Annotated in this window: 20 protein-coding genes; 12 read left to right on the top strand and 8 right to left on the bottom strand. The window is 74.8% G+C overall.

The genetic code is table 11. From position 1 onward, the window contains the following. Positions 1-26: 26 nt before the first annotated feature. On the bottom strand, positions 27-572 hold the full coding sequence (locus E5225_RS12035; RefSeq protein WP_135971916.1) for a DoxX family membrane protein: 546 nt from the start codon (positions 570-572) through the stop codon (positions 27-29). A 229-nt stretch (positions 573-801) separates the two neighbouring features. On the opposite strand from E5225_RS12035, the gene E5225_RS12030 reads away from it, so the two are divergent. Continuing rightward, positions 802-1527 carry a sigma-70 family RNA polymerase sigma factor gene (locus E5225_RS12030; RefSeq protein WP_243738029.1) on the top strand — a complete coding sequence of 242 codons (726 nt, stop codon included), beginning with the start codon at positions 802-804 and terminating at the stop codon, positions 1525-1527. Further along, complete coding sequence (rsrA, locus tag E5225_RS12025) at positions 1524-1841, top strand: mycothiol system anti-sigma-R factor (RefSeq protein WP_135971913.1); 318 nt, start codon at positions 1524-1526, stop codon at positions 1839-1841. Before E5225_RS12030 ends, rsrA begins: the two co-directional genes overlap by 4 nt. Before the next feature lie 118 nt (positions 1842-1959). Here rsrA and E5225_RS18280 read toward each other — a convergent pair whose 3' ends face one another. Then, entirely contained in the window at positions 1960-2034 is a 75-nt protein-coding gene (locus E5225_RS18280) for a 50S ribosomal protein bL37 (RefSeq protein WP_099052597.1), read from the bottom strand. Positions 2035-2179: 145 nt separating this feature from the next. On the opposite strand from E5225_RS18280, the gene E5225_RS12020 reads away from it, so the two are divergent. Next, a complete protein-coding gene (locus E5225_RS12020; protein ID WP_135971912.1) occupies positions 2180-3265 on the top strand; it encodes a type IV pilus twitching motility protein PilT in 1086 nt (361 codons plus the stop codon). A 21-nt stretch (positions 3266-3286) separates the two neighbouring features. On the opposite strand, the gene E5225_RS12015 is transcribed toward E5225_RS12020, so the two are convergent. Both E5225_RS12015 and E5225_RS17560 read right to left on the bottom strand, forming a co-directional pair. After that, positions 3287-3883, bottom strand: a complete 597-nt coding sequence (locus tag E5225_RS12015; protein ID WP_135971910.1) for a GDSL-type esterase/lipase family protein — start codon at positions 3881-3883, stop codon at positions 3287-3289. A 119-nt stretch (positions 3884-4002) separates the two neighbouring features. After that, positions 4003-4176, bottom strand: a complete 174-nt coding sequence (locus tag E5225_RS17560) for a hypothetical protein (RefSeq protein ID WP_166435858.1) — start codon at positions 4174-4176, stop codon at positions 4003-4005. A 93-nt stretch (positions 4177-4269) separates the two neighbouring features. On the opposite strand from E5225_RS17560, the gene E5225_RS12010 reads away from it, so the two are divergent. Continuing rightward, entirely contained in the window at positions 4270-5322 is a 1053-nt protein-coding gene (locus E5225_RS12010) for a GlxA family transcriptional regulator (RefSeq protein ID WP_135971909.1), read from the top strand. Between the two features lie 106 nt (positions 5323-5428). Here E5225_RS12010 and E5225_RS12005 read toward each other — a convergent pair whose 3' ends face one another. The 3 genes from E5225_RS12005 to E5225_RS11995 form a co-directional block, all read right to left on the bottom strand. After that, on the bottom strand, positions 5429-9322 hold the full coding sequence (locus E5225_RS12005; protein WP_135971907.1) for a multifunctional oxoglutarate decarboxylase/oxoglutarate dehydrogenase thiamine pyrophosphate-binding subunit/dihydrolipoyllysine-residue succinyltransferase subunit: 3894 nt from the start codon (positions 9320-9322) through the stop codon (positions 5429-5431). 213 nt (positions 9323-9535) lie between these two features. Beyond that, positions 9536-10639, bottom strand: a complete 1104-nt coding sequence (locus E5225_RS12000; protein ID WP_135971905.1) for a HAMP domain-containing sensor histidine kinase — start codon at positions 10637-10639, stop codon at positions 9536-9538. After that, positions 10636-11403, bottom strand: a complete 768-nt coding sequence (locus tag E5225_RS11995) for a response regulator transcription factor (protein WP_135971904.1) — start codon at positions 11401-11403, stop codon at positions 10636-10638. The genes E5225_RS12000 and E5225_RS11995 overlap by 4 nt, the downstream gene beginning before the upstream one ends. Positions 11404-11714: 311 nt before the next feature. Between E5225_RS11995 and E5225_RS11990 the strand changes: the two genes are divergently transcribed. From E5225_RS11990 to E5225_RS11980, 3 genes are all read left to right on the top strand, one after another. Next, positions 11715-13034, top strand: coding sequence for a hemolysin family protein (locus tag E5225_RS11990; protein WP_135971903.1), 1320 nt, complete (start codon positions 11715-11717; stop codon positions 13032-13034). Next, a complete protein-coding gene (locus tag E5225_RS11985; RefSeq protein WP_135971901.1) occupies positions 13034-14077 on the top strand; it encodes a hemolysin family protein in 1044 nt (347 codons plus the stop codon). The genes E5225_RS11990 and E5225_RS11985 overlap by 1 nt, the downstream gene beginning before the upstream one ends. A gap of 186 nt (positions 14078-14263) precedes the next feature. Continuing rightward, a complete protein-coding gene (locus E5225_RS11980; protein ID WP_135971900.1) occupies positions 14264-15136 on the top strand; it encodes a M15 family metallopeptidase in 873 nt (290 codons plus the stop codon). A gap of 99 nt (positions 15137-15235) precedes the next feature. Here the strand turns inward: E5225_RS11980 and E5225_RS11975 are convergent, their stop codons facing one another. Continuing rightward, positions 15236-16144 carry an aldose 1-epimerase family protein gene (locus tag E5225_RS11975; protein WP_243738027.1) on the bottom strand — a complete coding sequence of 303 codons (909 nt, stop codon included), beginning with the start codon at positions 16142-16144 and terminating at the stop codon, positions 15236-15238. Positions 16145-16277: 133 nt separating this feature from the next. Here E5225_RS11975 and E5225_RS17555 point away from each other — a divergent pair, with 133 nt between their 5' ends. The 5 genes from E5225_RS17555 (at position 16278) to E5225_RS11950 (ending at position 20139) form a co-directional block, all read left to right on the top strand. Further along, positions 16278-16742, top strand: coding sequence for a hypothetical protein (locus E5225_RS17555; protein WP_166435857.1), 465 nt, complete (start codon positions 16278-16280; stop codon positions 16740-16742). Positions 16743-16859: 117 nt separating this feature from the next. After that, a complete protein-coding gene (locus E5225_RS11965; RefSeq protein WP_135971897.1) occupies positions 16860-18083 on the top strand; it encodes a TadA family conjugal transfer-associated ATPase in 1224 nt (407 codons plus the stop codon). A 2-nt stretch (positions 18084-18085) separates the two neighbouring features. After that, positions 18086-18946 carry a type II secretion system F family protein gene (locus E5225_RS11960; RefSeq protein WP_135971895.1) on the top strand — a complete coding sequence of 287 codons (861 nt, stop codon included), beginning with the start codon at positions 18086-18088 and terminating at the stop codon, positions 18944-18946. Next, positions 18943-19872, top strand: a complete 930-nt coding sequence (locus E5225_RS11955) for a type II secretion system F family protein (RefSeq protein WP_135971894.1) — start codon at positions 18943-18945, stop codon at positions 19870-19872. Before E5225_RS11960 ends, E5225_RS11955 begins: the two co-directional genes overlap by 4 nt. Before the next feature lie 57 nt (positions 19873-19929). Continuing rightward, positions 19930-20139, top strand: a complete 210-nt coding sequence (locus E5225_RS11950) for a hypothetical protein (RefSeq protein WP_135971893.1) — start codon at positions 19930-19932, stop codon at positions 20137-20139. Positions 20140-20158: the final 19 nt, after the last annotated feature.

Raw genomic sequence — 20158 nt, 5'->3', positions numbered from 1 at the left:
GGGTCCGACCGGCGCCGGCGGCGCGGCTACGCGTCGGCGTGCTTGGCGGCCCAGCGGGCGCGGGCCTGGCGCATCGCCGCGCGGTCGGCGCGCGCGTGCTGGACGCGCCAGCCGACGCCGGGCCGGCCCTCGAGGTCGACGCCGGCGATGAGCGCCCCGCCGGTGAACCCGACCGCCCGGACGAGGCGCGCGGTGCGCTCCCGCTCCTCCTCCTCCGAGCGCTTGCGCCCGAGGGGCAGGTTGACGAGCACGATCGGCAGCGTCAGCCCCGCGAGGGCGAGCGCCGCGGTCCGCGGTGCACGCCCGACGGCGAGCGCGGCGCCGGCGACCAGGAGCGCGGCGCCGTGCACGCGCGCGGCCGTCGCGAGCTGCGGGTCCGTGAGCCGACCCTCGACCGCGGCGCCGACCGGTCCGGGCAGCGCGGCGCGGGCCTGGTCGGGCACGCGCGACCGCACCCCGTCGAGCGCGTCGCGCACGATGCGGGCGTGGCCCTGCGGGTGCCGCAGCGCGTCGAGGCCCTGCGAGACGAACCAGGTGGCGAACATGGGGCGGGCGGCACGGCGCAGCAGCACGGGTTCCTCCGGACGCGGACGGGCGGTCGCCCTCACGCTAGCCCGGGCGCGGCCGCTCGGCGCGGCGGGAATGCCCGGGACGGCGGACGGCGTTGAGCCGGGCATGACCGTCCTCCTCCAGGTCCGTGCGGCGGCCCCCGCCTCCGTCGGGCTCTGCCCGCCGGCGGCCGGTCCGGCGTTCGCCGGCCTCCCAGGTGCCCCCCAGCCCGGACCACTAGGCTCGTGGGTGATGAGCGAGGACACCGCAGCGACCGACTCGGCACGGACCGGCCACGCACAGGCCGGTTCCGTACGGACCGACTCGGCAGGGAACAGCTCCGCAGCGACCGACGGCGGAGGGACCACCCGCGCCCCCGAGGCCGAGGGCGACGCAGCCCGCACCGACCGGTTCGAGGCCGAGGCGCTGGTCCACCTGGACCAGCTCTACGGCGCTGCCCTGCGCATGACGCGCAACCCGGCCGACGCCGAGGACCTCGTCCAGGAGACGTTCACGAAGGCGTTCGCCGCGTTCCACCAGTACCGGCCGGGCACGAACCTCAAGGCGTGGCTGTACCGGATCCTGACGAACACGTACATCAACTCCTACCGCAAGAAGCAGCGCGAGCCGCAGCAGTCGCGGTCGGAGGAGATCGAGGACTGGCAGCTCGCGCGGGCGGAGTCGCACACGTCCCGCGGTCTGCGCTCCGCGGAGGCCGAGGCGCTCGACCACCTGCCCGACTCCGACGTGAAGGACGCCCTGCAGAGCATCCCCGAGGACTTCCGCATCGCGGTGTACCTCGCGGACGTCGAGGGGTTCGCCTACAAGGAGATCGCCGAGATCATGGGGACGCCGATCGGGACGGTGATGTCCCGACTGCACCGTGGCCGCGCGCAGCTGCGCGAGCTCCTCTCCGGCTACGCGCGCGGGCGCGGCCTCGCCGGCGCGGCTCCGACGGGACCGGAGGCCGGACGATGAGCGCCTTCGAGGACGAGCGCCGCGGCGCCCCGCTGCCGGCCGACCCCTGCGCGAGCGGCGACATGCGGTGCTCCGAGGCGGTCGCGCGCCTGTGGGAGTACGTGGACGCCGAGGTCGACGAGCTCGACCGCGACCGCATCGCGGCCCACCTCGCGGAGTGCACGCCGTGCCTCGAGGAGGAGCAGGTCGAGGTCGTGATCAAGGAGCTCGTGCGGCGCTGCTGCCAGGAGGAGGCGCCCGCCACGCTGCGGGTGCGGATCCACGAGCAGATCAGCGTGCTGCGCCTGCGCGAGGCCGCCGGCCCGGAGGCGTGACGGGCCGACAGGCCTGACCGCGCCGCCGAGCGACGCGGGGCGAGAGCCGCGGGACGAGAGACGACGAGGGCCCCGGAGCACGTGCTCCGGGGCCCTCGTACGTCGGGGCGTCGACCGCTCAGGCGTTGGGACGCTTGCCGTGGTTCGCGGCATTGCCCTTGCGCGAGCGGCGCTTGCGGCCACGCTTGCTCATCGGTGATCTCCTCGCGTCGTGCGGGCGCGCGCACGCGTGCACGCACCATGGGTCGCCCCATCGTCCCACACCGCGGACCCGGCGCGTGCCGTCGGCCACGGGGTCGCGGCTCAAGTGCGCGGCCCCGCGGGCCGATCTACTCCGCGTGGCAGAGACCCAGTCCGTGATCCCGTTCCTGCACGCGCTGGCGAGCACCCAGGGCTCCGACCTGCACTGCAAGGTCGGCTCGGCGCCGCGGGTGCGCGTCGACGGCCGCCTGCGCCGCCTGCAGGCGCCCGACCTGCGTCCCGCCGACACCGAGCGGATGCTCGAGGAGGTGCTCCCGGACGACCTCGTGGACACGTTCCGCACCACCAAGGAGGCGGACTTCGCCTACTCGCTTCCGGGTGTCGGGCGGTTCCGGGTCAACGCGTACCAGGCGCGCGGCACGTTCGGCCTCGTCTTCCGTCGGGTGGCGATCGGCGCGCAGGCGATGAGCGAGCTCGGCCTGCCCGAGGTGATCGGCGAGCTCGCGCTCGAGCCGCGCGGGCTCGTCCTGGTCACGGGCCCGACGGGGTCGGGCAAGACCACGACGCTCGCGTCGATGGTCGACCTGATCAACACGCTGCGCGAGGTCAACATCGTCACGATCGAGGACCCGATCGAGATCCTGCACGCCGACAAGAAGGCGATCGTCTCCCAGCGCGAGGTCCGCCAGGACACCGACAACTTCACGGTCGCGCTGCGCGCGGCGATGCGGCAGGACCCGGACGTCATCCTGGTCGGGGAGATGCGTGACGTCGAGACGGTCCGTGCGGCGCTGTCCGCGGCGGAGACCGGCCACCTCGTGCTGTCGACGCTGCACACCATCGACGCGGCGGAGACGGTCAACCGCATCGTCGACTTCTTCCCGCCGCACGAGCAGAAGCAGGTCCGGATCGCGCTCGCGCAGGCGCTGCGCGGCATCGTCTCGCAGCGTCTGCTGCGCCGCGCCGACGGCACGGGTCGCGTCTCCGCGATCGAGGTCATGGTGAACACCGGCCGCACGGCGGAGGCGATCGTCGAGCCGCAGGAGAACCCGCCGCTGGCCGAGCTGATCAAGGAGGGCGACTTCTACAAGATGCAGACGTTCGACCAGCACCTGTTCACGCTCGTGCGGGACGCGGTGGTGACGTACGAGGACGCGCTCGCGGCGGCGTCGAACCCGCACGACCTCACGCTCGAGCTGCGCTCGGCGGGTCTGGTCGGCTGAGCCCCGCCCGCCCGCCGGCGCTCAGGCGTCGTCGGGCAGGCCGAGCCAGGCGTGCCAGCCGGTGTGCAGCACGAGCCACGCCATCAGCCCGTACCCCGCCTGCCCGGGCAGGTGCCCGCGGGACGTCGCCATGTCGGCGAGCCACTGGTCGTGCGCGGCGAGCGGCGAGTACATGTCGACGTAGGGCACGCGGCGGCGCGCCGCGACGTCGCCGAGCGCCGCGGACAGCTCGGCGATCTTGTCGCCGTCCTCGGGTGCGCCCGGCGGCGGGCCCACGACGAACGCCGGCATCCGCCGCTGGTCCGCGACGTCGAGGACGTTGGCGAGGTTGAGCCGGCTGCGCGCGAGCGACAGGCCGGCGGTCACGTCGGCGCGGCCGACCCCCACGACCAGCCGGTTGTCCGCCTCGGGGGACAGCCGCCGCGACACCTCGGCGTCCCAGCGCACCCCGAGCTCGGTGCTGTTCTCGCCCGGCACCGCCAGGGTGAGCACCGTGACGGGGTCCGGCGCGGGCGTGCGCGCGGCGACCCGGCCGACCCAGCCCAGGCACCGGGGGTCCCCGGCGCCCGCGACCAGCTCGTCGCCGATGACCGCGAGGCGGAGCGGCAGCTCACCCACGTCCCGTCCTCCTGCGCTCGTCCGGCGGCGGCCCGTGCCGACGCTCCGGGACAGTCTCGCAGCAAGGCGCCGCGCGACGTGCGCGCTGCGTCGCTCCGCGTGTCCGGCCGCGGGCGGGCTCAGCGCGGGGTGCGCAGGGGAGCGGACGGCCAGCCGCCCCGGCGGTCGTCCCAGGGCTCGTGCGAGGCGGGCGGGCGGCCGTCGCCGAGGCCGTCGCGCGCCACGGCGTGCCGCAGCCACGCGAGCCAGCCCGCCAGTGCGAGGACGGGCAGGGCGAGCGAGACGATGTCCATGGCGGAGATCCTCCGCTCGTGCGGCACTCGCCACGAGTGGCGGAGAAGCCGATGGGCGTCGACATCCTGCCAGCCGCATGCGACGCTGGGACCGTGCTCCGCTCCGTCGCCGTCCTCGCGCTCCCCGACGCCTCCCCCTTCGAGCTGGGGACCGCGTGCGAGGTGTTCGGCATCGACCGCTCCGACACCGGCGGCCCCACGTTCGACTTCCGGGTCTGCGGCCCGACGCCCGGGGTCGCGACCCCGACGGGAGCAGGTTTCTCCCTCGTCGTCGAGCACGGGCTCGAGGCGACGCGGGACGTCGACCTGGTGGTCGTCCCGGCGTACCGCGGGGCGGGGCCGGTCGGCGCGGACGTGCTTCAGGCCCTGCGCGACGCGCACGATCGCGGCGCGTGGGTGCTGAGCATCTGCGGCGGGGCGTTCGCCCTGGGGGAGGCCGGCCTGCTCGACGGCCGGCGCTGCACGACCCACTGGATGCACGCCGAGGACCTCGCGGCGCGCTTCCCGACCGCCACCGTGGACCCGTCGGTGCTGTTCGTCGAGGACGGCCGGGTGATCACGAGCGCGGGCACCGCGGCGGGCATCGACGCGTGCCTGCACCTCGTGCGCCGCGAGCTCGGCGGCGCGGCGGCGACCGCGGTCGCACGACGGATGATCGTCCCGCCGCAGCGCGACGGCGGCCAGGCGCAGTACATCGACACCCCGCTGCCCGAGGCGGACACGCTCGCGCCGCTGCTCACCTGGATGACCGCGCACCTCGACGGCGACCTGGCGGTGCCCGCCCTGGCCGCGCGCGCCCTGATGTCGGAGCGGACCTTCGCGCGGCGGTTCCGCGCCGAGACGGGGACGACGCCCGCCGCCTGGGTCGCCCGCCAGCGCGTCGCACGCGCGCAGGAGCTGCTCGAGCGCACCGACGTCCCCGTCGACGAGGTGGCGCGCCTGTGCGGCCTCGGGTCGGCCGCGCTGCTGCGCCACCACTTCGCGCGGACGCTCGGCACGAGCCCGCAGGCGTACCGCCGCCGGTTCGCGTGCCGCGACGACCGGCCCGACGACGCGACGGCCGCCCACGGCGCGGCCCTCGCGCGCGCCGCGGCACTCACCCAGGAGGCGGCCGCGGGGACGTCCGGGACGCTCGTCGGCGCCTGACGCCGGGATCCGGGCCGCGCCCCGCACGCACGGCCCCCGACGCGCGACGCCCCGGCGTCCGCAGGGGCGGAGGCCGGGGCGTCGGGTGCGTGCGCGCGGCTGCAGGTCAGCGGCGGAAGGCCGTCTCCACGAGCTCCTTCTGCTCGGCCGCGTGCTTCTTGGCCGAGCCGGCCGCCGGGGACGCCGACTCCGGGCGCGAGACGACCCGCAGCGGGCGCTCGACCACCTGCGGCAGGTGCGAGGACATGTACGTCCACGGGCCCTGGTTCCGCGGCTCGTCCTGGACCCACACGAGCTCGGCGCCGTCGAACGGTGCGAGCGCCTCGCGGATCGCCTCGGGCTCGAGCGGGTACAGCTGCTCGAACCGGAGGATCGCCGTCTGCTGGTCGCCCGAGGAGACGCGGTGCGCGAGCAGGTCCCAGTAGATCTTGCCCGAGCAGAGCAGCACGCGGCTGACCTGGTCCGCCTTGGCGGCGGCGAGCTCGTCCGGCACCACCGTGCGGAACGTGCCGGTCGTGAAGTCCTCCACGCCCGACGTCGCGGCCTTGAGGCGCAGCATCGACTTGGGCGTGAAGACGACGAGCGGGCGCCGCGGGCGCTGGTACGCCTGGCGGCGCAGCAGGTGGAAGTACGACGCGGGGTTCGACGGCTGCGCGATCGTCATGTTGTCCTCGGCCGCGAGCTGCAGGAAGCGCTCGATGCGCGCCGACGAGTGGTCCGGCCCCTGCCCCTCGTACCCGTGGGGGAGCAGCATGACGACGGACGAGCGCTGGCCCCACTTCTGCTCGGCCGACGAGAGGAACTCGTCGATGACGGTCTGGGCGCCGTTGACGAAGTCGCCGAACTGCGCCTCCCACAGCACCAGCGCGTCGGGACGCTCGACCGAGTAGCCGTACTCGAACCCGACGGCGGCGTACTCCGACAGCGAGGAGTCGTACACCCAGAACTTCGCCTGGTCGCCGGACAGGTACAGCAGCGGGGTCCACTCGGCGCCCGTCTCGCGGTCGTGCAGCACCGCGTGGCGCTGCACGAACGTGCCGCGGCGGGAGTCCTGCCCGGCGAGCCGGACCGGCGTGCCCTCGATCAGCAGCGAGCCGAACGCGAGGATCTCCCCGAAGCCCCAGTCGATCCCGCCGTCGCGGCTCATCTGCTCGCGCTTGGCGAGCATCTGCGCGAGCTTCGGGTGGATCGTGAAGCCCTCGGGCGCCCGCACGTGCGCCTGGCCGATGCGCTCGAGGACGGACGACGGCACCGCCGTCTTCCAGCCGACCATGACGCCGGCGTCCTCCTGCTGCGACTCCGGCCGCTCGAGCCCGGCGACGGTCTCGACGTCGGTCTGCGGCGGCGTCCAGCCGTCCTCGCGCGTCTCGGTGAAGACCCGCTCGAGCTGCGCCTGGTAGTCGCGCAGGACCTGCTCGGCCTCCTCGAGCGTGATGTCGCCGCGCGCCACGAGCGTCTCGGTGTAGAGCTTGCGCACCGAGCGCTTCGCCTCGATGAGGTTGTACATGAGCGGCTGCGTCATCGACGGGTCGTCGCCCTCGTTGTGACCGCGACGGCGGTAGCAGACCATGTCGATGACGACGTCGCGCGCGAACTGCTCGCGGTACTCGAAGGCCAGCTCCGCGACGCGCACGCACGCCTCGGGGTCGTCCCCGTTGACGTGGAAGACGGGCACCTGCAGGCCCTTGACCACGTCCGTGGCGTACTGCGACGAGCGCGACGACGACGGACCGGTCGTGAACCCGACCTGGTTGTTGACGATCACGTGGATCGTGCCGCCCGTGCGGTACCCGCGCAGCTGCGCGAGGTTGAGCGTCTCGAAGACGACGCCCTGGCCGGCGAACGCCGCGTCGCCGTGGATGAGGATCGGCAGCACGGAGAAGCCGTCGCCGCCCAGGTCGATGCGGTCCTGCTTGGCCCGCACGACGCCCTCGAGCACGGGGTCGACCGCCTCGAGGTGCGACGGGTTCGCCGCGAGGTAGACCGCCGTGGTGGCGCCCGACTCCGCCGTGAACCGGCCCTCGGTGCCCAGGTGGTACTTCACGTCGCCCGAGCCCTGCACCGACTTCGGGTCCTGGTTGCCCTCGAACTCGCTGAAGATCTGGCCGTAGGACTTGCCGGCGATGTTCGAGAGCACGTTGAGGCGCCCGCGGTGCGCCATGCCGATGCCGACCTCGTCGAGCCCGCCGTTCGCGGCCTTGGACAGCACCGCGTCGAGCAGCGGGATGAGCGACTCGCCGCCCTCGAGCGAGAAGCGCTTCTGCCCGACGTACTTCGTCTGCAGGAATGTCTCGAACGCCTCGGCCGCGTTGAGCCGGCGCAGGATGCGCAGCTGGTCCTCCCGCGGCGTGCGGGCGTAGCCGGACTCGAGCCGCTCCTGCAGCCACCGGCGCTGGCGCGGGTCCTGCAGGTGCATGTACTCGACGCCGACCGTGCGGCAGTACGAGTCGCGCAGCAGGCCGAGCACGTCGCGCAGCGTGGCGCGGTTCTTGCCCGTGAAGCCGCCGGTGGGGAACGTGCGGTCCAGGTCCCACAGCGTCAGGCCGTGGTTCTGCACGTCCAGGTCCGGGTGCTTGCGCTGGCGGTAGGCGAGCGGGTCGGTGTCCGCCATGAGGTGCCCGCGCGAGCGGTAGGCGTGGATCAGCTCGGCGATGCGGGCCGGCTTGATGGCCTCGGCGTCCGGGTCGTGGTCCGCGTCGCGCACCCAGCGCACCGGCTCGTACGGCACGCGCAGCGAGGCGAAGACGCGGTCGTAGAACCCGTCCTCACCGAGCAGCTTGCGGCCGAGGATCCGCAGGAAGTCGCCCGACTGGGCGCCCTGGATGATGCGGTGGTCGTAGGTCGACGTGATCGTCAGGACCTTGGAGACGCCCATACGGTTGAGCTGCTCGGCCGACGTGCCGGCGAACTCCGCGGGGTAGTCCATCGCGCCGACGCCGACGATCGTGCCCTGGCCCTGCATGAGGCGCGGCACCGAGTGCACCGTGCCGATCGTGCCGGGGTTGGTGAGCGAGATCGTCGTGCCGGCGAAGTCGTCGACCGCCAGCTTGTTGGCGCGCGCGCGGCGCACGACGTCCTCGTAGGCCGTCCAGAACTGCGCGAAGTCGAGCGTCTCGGCCTTCTTGATGGACGGCACGAGCAGCTGGCGCGAGCCGTCGGGCTTGGCGAGGTCGATCGCGAGGCCGAGGTTCACGTGCGCGGGCTGCAGGATGCCCGGCTTGCCGTCCATCAGCGTGTAGGCGGCGTTCATCGCGGGCATCTCGCCGAGCGCCTCGACCAGGGCGAACCCGATGAGGTGGGTGAACGACACCTTCCCGCCGCGGCCGCGGCTGAGGTGGTTGTTGATGACGATGCGGTTGTCGACCATGAGCTTGGCCGGCACCGCGCGCACCGACGTGGCCGTCGGCACCTCGAGCGAGGACTCCATGTTCGTGACCACGCGGGCGGCGGGGCCGCGCAGCTTCTGCACGTCGTCCACGGCCTCGACCGGCTCGTCGGCGCGGCGGGCGGCGACGGCCGCGTACGGGGCGGTCGCCGGCTGCGCCGTGGCGACCGGGGAGGGAGCGGCCGTGGGCGCCTTCGGCGGCGCCGCGGGGGACGGGTCCTCGACGGCGACGGCCTTCGGCTCGGGCGCCGGCCCGCTCGCCTGCCGGGGCGTCGTCGGGGCGCCGTTGGTGGCGGCCGGGGCGGGCGCCGGGGCCACCGGCGCGCTCGTCCCCGTGGCTGCCGTCGCCGTGGCCACCGTCACCGTGGCCGGAGTCGCCGTGGCCGGGGTCGCCGTGCTCGCCGTCGCGCCGGTGGGCGCCGTGGCAGGTGCGGTGGTGGGACGGCCCTCGCCGGCCGGCGACGGGGTCCCCGGCTGGTAGCCCTCGAAGAAGTCCCACCACGCGGGGTCCACCGCGTTCCGGTCCTTCTGGTACTGCTCGTACAGCTCGTCCACGAGCCACTCGTTCGCACCGAAGTCGGCACGGGTGGGGTCGGACTGCGCCTTCTGGGTCACGCTGGGATCGCCCACTTCCGGTGCGCGGTACCGGGACCGCGCCGTCGCCAGTTCTGTTGATGGCAACACTACGTGCTCCCGGCGCCGCCGACCGAGTGGCGGACGTCCGCCCAGGGCGATCTGCGCGACGTCTTCACCCGGGCGCGGCGCCCCGGTCAACGGCACCCAAAGCGCGGTTCCGCCGGGGCTCAAGCACGGGCCGGGGGCCGTCCCTCAGCGCCGGGCGGGCCCCGCGCCGGTCGGGACCGAGGGCAGCGTCACCCGCATCGTGCAGCCCGTCGGGGTGTCGGCGACCTCCACGTGGCCGCCGTGCAGCTCGACGGCCCAGCGGACGATCGACAGGCCCAGGCCGGTCCCGCCCGTCGACCCCTGGCCCGTGCGTGCGGGGGTGTTGCCGCGCACGAACCGCTCGAACACGTGCGCACGCTGCTCCCGTGCGATGCCGGGGCCGTGGTCCACCACGTCGATCAGGACGTCGCCGCCGGCGCGACGGGCCTCGATGCGGATCTCGTCGTCCGGCGGGGAGTGCCGCGCCGCGTTGTGCAGGAGGTTCGCGACCACCTGGTGCAGGCGCTCGGGATCGGCCGGCACCGTGAGGTCCGGCGGGTCCACGTCGACCGCGAACGTCAGCTGCTTCTGGGCGCCCACGAGGCTCGCCTCCTCGGCGGCCTCGCCCAGCAGGGACGACAGCTCGACCTCCTCCAGGCGCAGCGGTACCGCGCCGGCCTCGACCCGCGACAGGTCGAGCAGCGACGACACCAGCCGGGACAGCCGCTCGGTCTGCGCGAGCGCCGTCTGCAGCGTCGCCGGGTCGGGCTCGCTGACGCCGTCGACCATGTTCTCGAGCTGGGCCTGCAGCGCCGTGACGGGGGTCCGCAGCTCGTGCGAGACGTTCGCGACGAGCTCGCGCCGGAACGTGTCGAGCTGCTGCAGGTCGTCGGCCATCGTGTTGAACGCGTCGGCGAGCTGGCCGACCTCGTCGCGGCTCGTCGAGCGCACGCGGCGGCTGTAGTCGCCCGCCGCCATCGCGCGCGCCGCCGCCGTCATCTCGCGCAGCGGCGACGTCATGCCGCGCGCGAGGAGCTGGGTCAGCACGAGGGAGAGCACGATGGCGATCGGCAGGGTGCGGCTCGGGCCGAGGGCCTGCCCGTAGCCGAGCCAGATGATGACCGCGGCGAGCGTCACCGTGGCGGCCACGAGCACGCCGAGCTTGATCTTGATGCTGCGCAGGCGGTCGAGCGGGCGCACGTCGGGCAGCTGCCAGCCCCGGGCGCCGTCCCGGGCGTGGCGCGCCGCGGGGCCGGACGGCTCGCTCACGCGCCCGACGGGCCGCCGGCCCGGTCGTCCGTGCCGTCGGCGTCGCCCGCGGGCTCGAACGCGTAGCCGACGCCGTGCACCGTGCGGATGAGGTCGGCGCCGAGCTTGCGGCGCAACGCCTTGATGTGCGAGTCGACCGTGCGCGTCCCGCTCGCGTCGACCCAGTCCCACACGTCGGCGAGGAGCTTCTCGCGCGTCAGGACCGTGCGCGGCGTCTGGGCGAGCGTGAGCAGCAGGTCGAACTCGGTGGGCGTCAGGTGCACCTCCCGCTCGCCGCGCAGCACGCGCCGCTGCGCGCGGTCGATCGTCACGTCGCCCGCGACGAGCGGCGGGTCGGGCTGCTGCACGACGGCCAGCTCGGCGGCGCGCGCGGCGCGCTCGGTGCGGCGCAGCAGCACCTTCGTGCGTGCCACCAGCTCGCGCATCGAGAAGGGCTTGGTCATGTAGTCGTCGGCGCCGACGCCCAGGCCGACGAGCATGTCGGTCTCGTCGTCGCGCGCCGTGAGCATGAGGACGGGCACGGGGCGCTCCGCCTGGATCTGGCGGCAGACCTCCAGCCCGTCGATGCCCGGGAGCATCACGTCGAGGACCACCACGTCGGGCTGCAGGCGAGCCGCCGCCGCCACCCCGCCGTACCCGTCCCCGACCGACTCGACGTGCCAGCCCTCCGCCGACAGGCGGTGCACGATGGCCTGCGCGATCGCCGGCTCGTCCTCGACCACCAGGACCGTGGTGGAGCCCGGCTGCTGCCCGCTGTTGCCCATGGGGCCAGCGTGGCACACCGCCGGACCGGTTCCCGTGGGGCGAGGCGCCCGCGCATCCGTAGGATGGTCGCCACCATGAGCAGCTCAAGTCGCTGCCGGCATCGCGTCGCCCCCCACCTCGTCCGTACCGCTCCGGGTCGTCCCCGGGCGTCGCGGACGCCCCGGTCCGCCGGGTCGGGGACGGGACGCGTCCGCGCCGGCCACCCTCCGCCCGTCCGCGCGCACGCCTGCGCGGCGCCCCGCACCGCCTCCCGTGACGCAGCGCCCGCAAGCGCCGTCCGGACCGGTGCCGCGTCCCCCCGGAGGCGCACGTGCTGACCGACTGGCTGCTCGTCGGCCTGGGCGTGCTGCTCACGGTCGGCACCGCCGTCTTCGTCGCCGCGGAGTTCTCCCTCGTCACGCTCGACCCGACGCTCGTCGAGCAGCAGGAGGGGCAGGACGACGCGCGCGGACGCGCCGTGGTCCGGTCCCTGCGCCGCCTCTCGACCCAGCTGTCGGGCGCCCAGGTGGGCATCACGGTGACGACGGTCCTGCTCGGCTACACCACCCAGCCGGCGGTCGTGCGGCTGCTCGGCGTGCCGCTCGAGTCGTCGGGGTTGGGTCGCGCGGTCGCGGGGGCCGTCGCCGGCGCGCTCGCGGTGCTGCTCGTCAACGGCTTCTCGATGCTGTTCGGCGAGCTCGTGCCGAAGAACTTCGCGATCGCCGCGCCGCTGCGCACCGCCCGGCTCGTCGCGCCCCTGCAGCTCGGGTTCACGACCGCCCTGCGCGCCGTCATCGCGATGACGAACGGCACGGCCAACGCGCTGCTGCGCCGCGTCGGCGTCGAGCCCCGCGAGGAGCTGTCCGGCGCCCGGTCCCCGGCCGAGCTGGCGTCGCTGGTCCGCCGCTCCGCCGAGCAGGGCACGCTCGACGCGTCGACCGCGACGCTGCTGACCAACTCGATCGACTTCACGACGCTCACGGCGGTCGACGTCATGACCGACCGGACGCGCATGGTCGTCGTGCGCCGCGACGACGACACCGCGGCCGACGTGATGGCCCTCGCCCGGCACACGGGGCACTCGCGGTTCCCGGTGATCGGGGACTCGACGGACGACGTCGTCGGGCTGGTGCACCTGCGCAAGGCGATGGCCGTCCCGCACGACCGCCGGTCCGAGGTGCCCGCGGCCGCCCTCATGGTCGAGGCGCCGCGCGTGCCGGAGACCGTCCGGCTCGGCCCGCTGCTGGTCGAGCTGCGCGCGCAGGGCCTGCAGATGGCGGTCGTGGTCGACGAGTACGGCGGCACCTCCGGGGTCGTCACGCTCGAGGACGTCGTCGAGGAGCTCGTCGGCGAGGTCGCGGACGAGCACGACCGCACGCGCAGCACCGCCGCGCGCCGCGCGGACGGTGCGTGGGTCCTGCCGGGCGTCACCCGCCCCGACGAGCTGCGCGAGGCCACGGGGCTGCGCGTCCCCGACGACGGCCCCTACGAGACGCTCGGCGGCCTGCTGATGGCGCGGCTGGGGCGCATCCCCGCGGAGGGTGACGAGGTCGTGGAGGGCGCCGTGCGGCTGCACGTGGAGCGGATGGACGGCCGGCGCGTCGAGCGCGTGCGGGTCGAGGTCGCCGACACCGAGGAGGCGGACGCCTGATGGACAGCTCCCTCGCGCTCCTCCTCGCGGTCGTGCTGCTGGCCGCGAACGCGTTCTTCGTCGGTGCCGAGTTCGCGCTCATGTCGGCCCGCCGCTCCGCGATCGAGCCGCTGGCCGAGGCGGGCGACAAGCGCGCCGTGACCGTGCTGTGGGCCATGGAGCACGTGTCGCTCATGCTCGCGGCCGCGCAGCTCGGCATCACCGTGTGCTCGACCAGCCTCGGCCTGGTCGCCGAGCCGGCGATCGCCCACCTGATCGAGGACCCGCTGCACGCGCTCGGCGTGCCGGACACGCTCACGCACCCGATCGCCTTCGTGGTGGCGCTGCTCGTCGTCGTGTACCTGCACGTGGTGCTCGGCGAGATGGTCCCCAAGAACCTCGCGGTCGCCGGCCCGGACCGCGCGGTGCTGCTGTTCGGCCCCGCGCTCGTGTGGGTCGCCCGCGTGGTGCGTCCCGTGATCTCCGGGCTGAACTGGCTCGCGAACCACGTCCTGCGCCTGTTCCGCGTGGAGCCGCAGGACGAGGTCGCCTCCGCGTACACCGCGGAGGAGGTGCAGCACATCGTCGAGCAGTCGCAGGCGCAGGGTCTGCTCGCGGACGAGCAGGGTCTGCTCGCGGGCGCGATCGAGTTCTCGGACCGCACGGCGGCGCAGGTCATGGTGCCCGTCGGCGACCTCGTCACCGTGGGGGAGGGGTCGACCCCGGACGACATCGAGCACCTCGTCGCGCGGACCGGGTTCAGCCGGTTCGCCGTCGCGGACGCCGCGGGGGCGCCGACCGGGTACCTGCACATCAAGGACGTGCTCTACGCCGACGACGTCTCGCGCACCCTGCCGGTGCCGACGTGGCGCGTGCGCACGCTCGCGGTGGTCGGCCCCGACGACGAAGTGGAGACGGCGCTCGCCGCGATGCAGCGGTCGGGGTCGCACCTGGCGCGCGTGGACGTCGACGGGCAGGCGGTGGGCGTGGTCTTCCTGGAGGACATCCTCGAGGAGCTGGTCGGCGAGGTCCGGGACGCGATGCAGCGCGGGCAGATCCCGTAGGACGCGCACCGGTGTGACGTACGTCCGGCGCTCGCGGCGTGTCGTGCGGCGTGTCGGGCGTTCTGTCCGGTTATGCCACGGCGTGGGCGGTGGCGGGGGCCCTGGACGCGCTGTCACAGGGGCCGTTATGGTTCCGTGACCGCTCCGCCAGGAACGAGTCGACAGCAGGGTCGCAGCGGAGGTGTCGTGGAGTCGCACGCAATGGAGCCGACTCCCCGGACCCGTCGTTCCCTTCGTGAGACGGACGCGGCCCGGCCGCGCTCGCGCCGCGTCGAGGTCCCGGCCGCGCAGGACGTGGTCGAGGTCCTCCCGGTCGCCGCGCACGGTGGTGCGTCGCCGGCCCGGCGCCGGTCCACGACCGTGGTCGGACGCCTCGCCGTGCTGGCCGCGCTCGCCGGCGTGACGCTCGTCGTGCCGGTCACGCAGGGCCTGGAGCGCGGCGAGATGGTCCTCGGCGCCACCACGACCGAGGTGCACCACCCCTCCACGGTCACGGCCCTCACGGCGCTGCCGCTCTCGGACCTGCCGCCCACGTCGCTCGTCTCCGCCGACGGCTCGGCCCGCCTGCGTGCCGCGATGGACGTGTCCCGTGCCGCCGAGCGCTCGGTGCTGCCCGGCTGCGACGGCGTGGCCCGCCCCTCCGGCGCGAACGGCCAGCTCTCGACCGACGACCTGTGCGAGCTCTGGGACGGGCGCACGCAGATCCGCGCCGACGCCGCGGTCGCGCTCGCGGAGCTCAACACGGCGTACGTCGCCCGGTTCGGCACGGACATCTGCCTGACCTCCGGCTACCGGACGCTCGCGCAGCAGAAGTCCGTGAAGGCGCAGAAGGGCGGCCTCGCGGCCACGCCCGGCAAGAGCAACCACGGGTGGGGCCTCGCGCTCGACCTGTGCGGGCTGCAGGACAACAGCACGCGCTTCGCCTGGATGAACGACAACGCGCCGATCTACGGGTGGGAGAACCCGACGTGGGCGAAGCGCGGCGGCTCGGGCCCGTACGAGCCGTGGCACTGGGAGTACATCAAGGGCGTGAAGGCGGACGGCGAGTACTACGGCTGACGCCTCCGCCCGGTGACCCGGGAAGAAGTGACGAGGGCAGACGTGACGAGGGCCGGCGGTGCAGGTGCACCGCCGGCCCTCGCGTGTCGGGGCGACGCGTCAGATCAGGCCGAGGCCCCAGTGGGCCTCGTGCGTGCCACCGCCCTCGAGCTCGACGAGCAGGTCGCCGGTGCGGAAGGCGTCGGCGATGCAGGACATCGGCTCGGCGGCGACCCCGCCGCGCTGGATGCCCTCGAGGCCGTCACCGGTGCAGACCTGCCACGCCGGCAGGGTCGCGTCCGCCCACATGGCGACCGTCCGGCCGTCGGAGCCGGTCAGCCGGACCCAGGAGAGGCCGTCGGCGTCGCGGATCGGCTCGACCCACGCGTCGTCGAGCTGGACGCCCTTGAGCGGCTTCGGCTGGCGCAGGTCGAACACGCCCGCGACGGGCTCCGTGACGGTGGGCAGCAGACGGTTGTCGACGTCGACGTGGCGCGCGGCGTCCACCTGGAGCGTGCACTCGTCGACCGTGCCGGGGCCGGGGGAGAGCCACGGGTGGTACCCGACGCCGTACGGCGCGACGTCGTCACCGAGGTTCGTGGCGACGGTCGTGACGTCGAGGCCGCGATCCGTCAGGCGGTACGTCTGCTCGATCCGCAGCGACCACGGGTAGCCCGGTGTGGGCACGAGGTCGTGGCGCAGCGTGACGGCGTCGTCCGACCGCTCCACGACGTCGAACCGCGCGTACGCGACCAGGCCGTGGATGGCGACGCCGCGCGGCGGCTCGCTGAGGTGCAGCTGGTAGGTGGTCCCGCGGTAGGCGTAGACGCCGTCGCGGATGCGGTTGGGCCACGGCGCCAGCACCGCGCCCGAGAACGCGGGGGCGAGGGACTCGGCGGCGAACGGCAGGACGACGTCACGGTCGCCCACCCGGTACTCGCGGATGCTCGCGCCGACGGACGTGATGACGGCGACCTGCGCGCCGAGGCGCAGCTCGTGCTGGTCACCGGTGGGGTAGGGGCTGGTCACCCGTCCACCGTAGCGGGGGGCGCGCGGGACCACGCGCCGCGACCGCGGTCGCGGCCGCCGTGGCGCACCGGGTGGCGACGCGCCCCCGCCCCTTCCCCGGCGTCCGGCCCGCTCGTGCCCTATGTTCGCGAGCATGACGGCTTCTGATGCCCCCGTGCCGGAGGTGAGCACGAACGCACGCGGCGCCGACGGTGCGCCGACGCCCCGGACCGACCCGCCCGACCCGTTCTTCGAGTACCTCGCCCGCGTGTTCCTGGGCGGCGACTCCCGCAACGAGATCCCCCTGACGCTCTCGTGCAGCGGCACCGTGGTCGCCGGCATCGCGGTCCCGCAGGAGACGTGGGTCCACCTGCTCGGCGAGGAGTTCCGCGAGGTGCTGCCGAGCCCCGTGGGCGACGACGTCGCGGACGGCCTGCGCACGGTCGACGCGGACGGCAGGGAGCGCGAGGTGGCGGCGCGCGAGAGCGGCGCCGAACCGGCCTTCGGGTACGTCAACCTCAAGGACGCGGTCCTGGTCCCGTCGGGGACGTGGCTGGGCCTGTGGCGCGTGCGCCTCGACCGCCTCGACGGGTGGACGCTGGGGTCCATCGGCTCCTAGGCCCGCCGCCGCCGGGGTCCGGCGCACCCTGTGGACGGTGCGCGCCGGCGCGCACCGTCATGCCCTACCGTAACGCCTCGAACCGGACGAAACCGACATCGTGGCGCGGGGTGAGGCATGGACGGGGTGGCGATCCTCGAGGGCGAGGTGCGCGAGCTGATCCGCCGGCGTGGCGTCGACCCCGTGCGGGACCGCGCCGGCGTGCACCAGCTCGTGCAGGCGGTGATGGCCGACTACGACGAACGGTCGCTGCTCGGCGCCGTGCCGCGGCTGCCCGACGCCGCCGCCGCGCACAAGGCCGTGCTCGACGCGGTCGCGGGACTCGGGCCGCTGCAGCGGTACCTCGACGACGACGAGGTCGAGGAGATCTGGATCAACAACCCCTCGCAGGTGTTCGTCGCCCGCCGCGGCGAGCCGGAGCTGACGACGACGATCCTCACCGAGGAGCAGGTGCACGACCTCGTCGAGCGGATGCTCAAGGTCTCGGGCCGGCGCCTCGACCTGTCCTCACCGTTCGTCGACGCGTCGCTGCCCGGCGGGGAGCGGCTGCACGCCGTGATCCCCGACGTGACCCGGCGGCACTGGAGCGTCAACATCCGCAAGTACGTCGTGCGGGCGACCAGCCTCGACGACGTCGTGGGGCTCGGCTCGCTGACGCCGCAGGCAGCGGCCTTCCTCCGGGCGGCGGTACGGGCGGGGCTGAACGTGCTGGTGTCGGGGGCGACCCAGGCCGGCAAGACGACGATGCTCAACGCGCTGGCGGGGGCGATCCCGCCGCGCGAGCGCGTGATCACCTGCGAGGAGGTCTTCGAGCTGCGGCCGGCCGTGCGCGACTGGGTCGCCATGCAGTGCCGGCAGCCGAATCTCGAGGGCACGGGCGAGATCCCCCTGCGCCGCCTCGTGAAGGAGGCGCTGCGCATGCGCCCGGACCGCATCCTCGTCGGCGAGGTGCGGGAGGCGGAGGCGCTCGACCTGCTCATCGCCCTGAACGCGGGCGTGCCGGCGATGTGCACCATCCACGCCAGCTCCGCGCGGGAGGCGCTCGTCAAGCTGTGCACGCTGCCGCTGCTCGCGGGGGAGAACATCACCGACCGGTTCGTGCTCCCGACCGTCGCGTCGGCCGTGGACCTCGTCGTGCACCTGGAGCTCGACCGCCACGGGCGGCGGCGGACCCGTGAGGTGGTCGCGGTGCCCGGGCGTGTGGAGGCGGGCGTCGTCGAGACCGCCGACGTGTTCACCACGCGCGACGGCGTGCTCGTGCGCGCGGACGGGTTCCCGCCGCACGTCGAGCGGTTCGCGCGCGCGGGCGTCGACGTCGTCGCCCTCCTGCGGAAGGGCTGATCGTGGGCGTCGTCGCGGGACTGCTGCTCGGGGCCGGCCTCGCGTCGGTGTGGTGGTCGTTCTGGCCGGTCCGGGACCGCGGCGGCGACCGGGCGGTGGCGTGGTCGCAGACCGTCCGCGACACGCTGACGCAGGCGGAGGTCACCGGTGTGACCCCGGGCGGGCTCGTGGCGGTCAGCGTCCTCGTCGGGCTGCTGGTCGGCGCCGTCGCCCTGCTCGTGGTGCCGGTGCCGGCCGTCGCCGCGTGCTTCGGCGCCTTCGGCGCCGCCGCGCCGTGGGCGCTCGTGCGCGGCCGCGCACGACGACGTCTCGCGAGCACGCGGGCGCTGTGGCCGGACGTCGTCGACCACCTCGCCTCGGGCGTGCGCGCCGGGCTCTCGCTGCCGGAGGCCGTCGCGCAGGTGGGCGACCGCGGCCCCGCCGAGCTCCGGGCGCCGTTCCGGGCGTTCGCCGAGGACTACCGCGCGACCGGCCGCTTCGCGGACAGCCTCGACGCGTTGAAGGAGCGGCTCGCCGACCCCGTGGCGGATCGCGTGGTGGCGGCGCTGCGGCTCACGCGTGACGTCGGCGGGACGGACCTCGGGCGGCTCCTGCGCACCCTGTCCTCGTTCCTCCGCGACGACCTGCGGACCCGCGGCGAGATCGAGGCGCGGCAGAGCTGGACCGTGTACGCCGCGCGGCTCGCGGTCGCCGCTCCGTGGGCGGTGCTCGCGATGCTGGCGACCCGCCCCGAGGCGCTGCGGGCGTACGACTCCACGGCCGGCGCTCTCGTGCTGCTCGCCGGCGGCGTCGCCACCGTGGTGGCGTACCGGCTGATGCTCCGCGTCGCGCGGCTGCCCGACGACCCGAGGGTGCTGCGGTGAGCCCCGCGGTGCTCGGGGCGCTCGTCGGCCTCGTCGGCGGGACGGGGCTCGCCCTCGTGGTGTGGCGCCTCGGCTCGCGCCGGACCACGCTCGACCAGCGGGTCGCCCCGTATCTGCGGGTGCGCGGCACCTCCGCGCTGCTGCGCGCGCCGGCCGCACGCGGGCCGTGGGGGACGCTCGACCGGCTCGTCGCCCCGTTCCTCGGCGACGCCGTGCGTCTGCTGGCGCGCATCGGGTCCCCCGCGGCGCAGCTGCGCGGTCGCCTCGAGCGCGCGGGACGACGCGAGAGCGTGGAGCAGTTCCGCGCGCAGCAGGTCGTGTGGGGCGCGCTCGGGCTCGCGGTCGGTCTGGTGCTCGCCCTGGCGCTCGCGGCGAGCCGCGGCGGTGCGGCGCCGGCGCTGCTGGCGCTCGTGCTCGTCGTCGGCTTCACGGGTGTGCTCGTGCCCGACTGGCTGCTCGGCCGCCAGGTGCGGCGACGCGAGGAGCGGATGCTCGCGCAGATGCCGACCGTCACCGAGCTGCTCGCGCTCGCGGTGAGCGCCGGCGAGGGCGCTGTCGGTGCGCTCGAGCGGGTCGTGCGGCAGACGCGCGGGGAGCTCACCGACGAGCTGGCGCGCACGCTCGCGGAGGCGCGCGCCGGCGCACCGCTCACGACGGCGCTGCACGGTCTCGCCGACCGCACGGGGATGCCCGCGCTCGCCCGCTTCGCGGAGGGCGTCGCGGTCGCGGTCGAGCGGGGGTCCCCGCTGGCCGACGTGCTGCGCGCCCAGGCGCAGGACGTGCGCGAGGAGGGGCGGCGCGCGCTCATGCAGACCGGTGGGCGCAAGGAGGTGCTCATGATGATCCCGGTGGTGTTCCTCATCCTCCCGGTGACCGTCCTGTTCGCCGTCTTCCCCAGCGTGGTGGTCCTGCGGGTCGGTCTGTGACCCGCGCAACGGTGCAGGGGCGGCCACCGGGCCGTCCCGCGACGACGGGAGTGCACGATGACGGGGTGGGCGCACGCCTGCGCGGTGCGGGTGCAGCGACGGCTGCTCGCGATGACGGACGAGCCGGACCGGGGCGACGTGCCGGGGTGGGTGCTCATCACGCTCATGACCGCCGGCATCGTCTCGGTGCTGTGGTTCGTGGCCGGCAACGCGCTGACCGAGCTCTTCGAGACCGCGATCCGCTCCGTGACGCCCAGCGCCGGCTGACCGGCGACCGCGGGTCGGC

The sequence above is a fragment of the Cellulomonas shaoxiangyii genome, assembly GCF_004798685.1.
In the GTDB taxonomy this organism is placed as follows: domain Bacteria; phylum Actinomycetota; class Actinomycetes; order Actinomycetales; family Cellulomonadaceae; genus Cellulomonas; species Cellulomonas shaoxiangyii.
The sequence above is the reverse complement of the archived record's forward strand: the minus strand, read 5'-3'. Positions and strand labels throughout refer to the sequence as shown.

Coding starts and splice junctions, on each gene's coding strand:
- E5225_RS12030 (WP_243738029.1), top strand. CDS start 802: ATGAGCGAGGACACCGCAGCGACCGACTCGGCACGGACCGGCCACGCA.
- rsrA (WP_135971913.1), top strand. CDS start 1,524: ATGAGCGCCTTCGAGGACGAGCGCCGCGGCGCCCCGCTGCCGGCCGAC.
- E5225_RS17560 (WP_166435858.1), bottom strand. CDS start 4,176: ATGGACATCGTCTCGCTCGCCCTGCCCGTCCTCGCACTGGCGGGCTGG.
- E5225_RS11995 (WP_135971904.1), bottom strand. CDS start 11,403: ATGGGCAACAGCGGGCAGCAGCCGGGCTCCACCACGGTCCTGGTGGTC.
- E5225_RS11985 (WP_135971901.1), top strand. CDS start 13,034: ATGGACAGCTCCCTCGCGCTCCTCCTCGCGGTCGTGCTGCTGGCCGCG.
- E5225_RS17555 (WP_166435857.1), top strand. CDS start 16,278: ATGACGGCTTCTGATGCCCCCGTGCCGGAGGTGAGCACGAACGCACGC.
- E5225_RS11965 (WP_135971897.1), top strand. CDS start 16,860: ATGGACGGGGTGGCGATCCTCGAGGGCGAGGTGCGCGAGCTGATCCGC.
- E5225_RS11950 (WP_135971893.1), top strand. CDS start 19,930: ATGACGGGGTGGGCGCACGCCTGCGCGGTGCGGGTGCAGCGACGGCTG.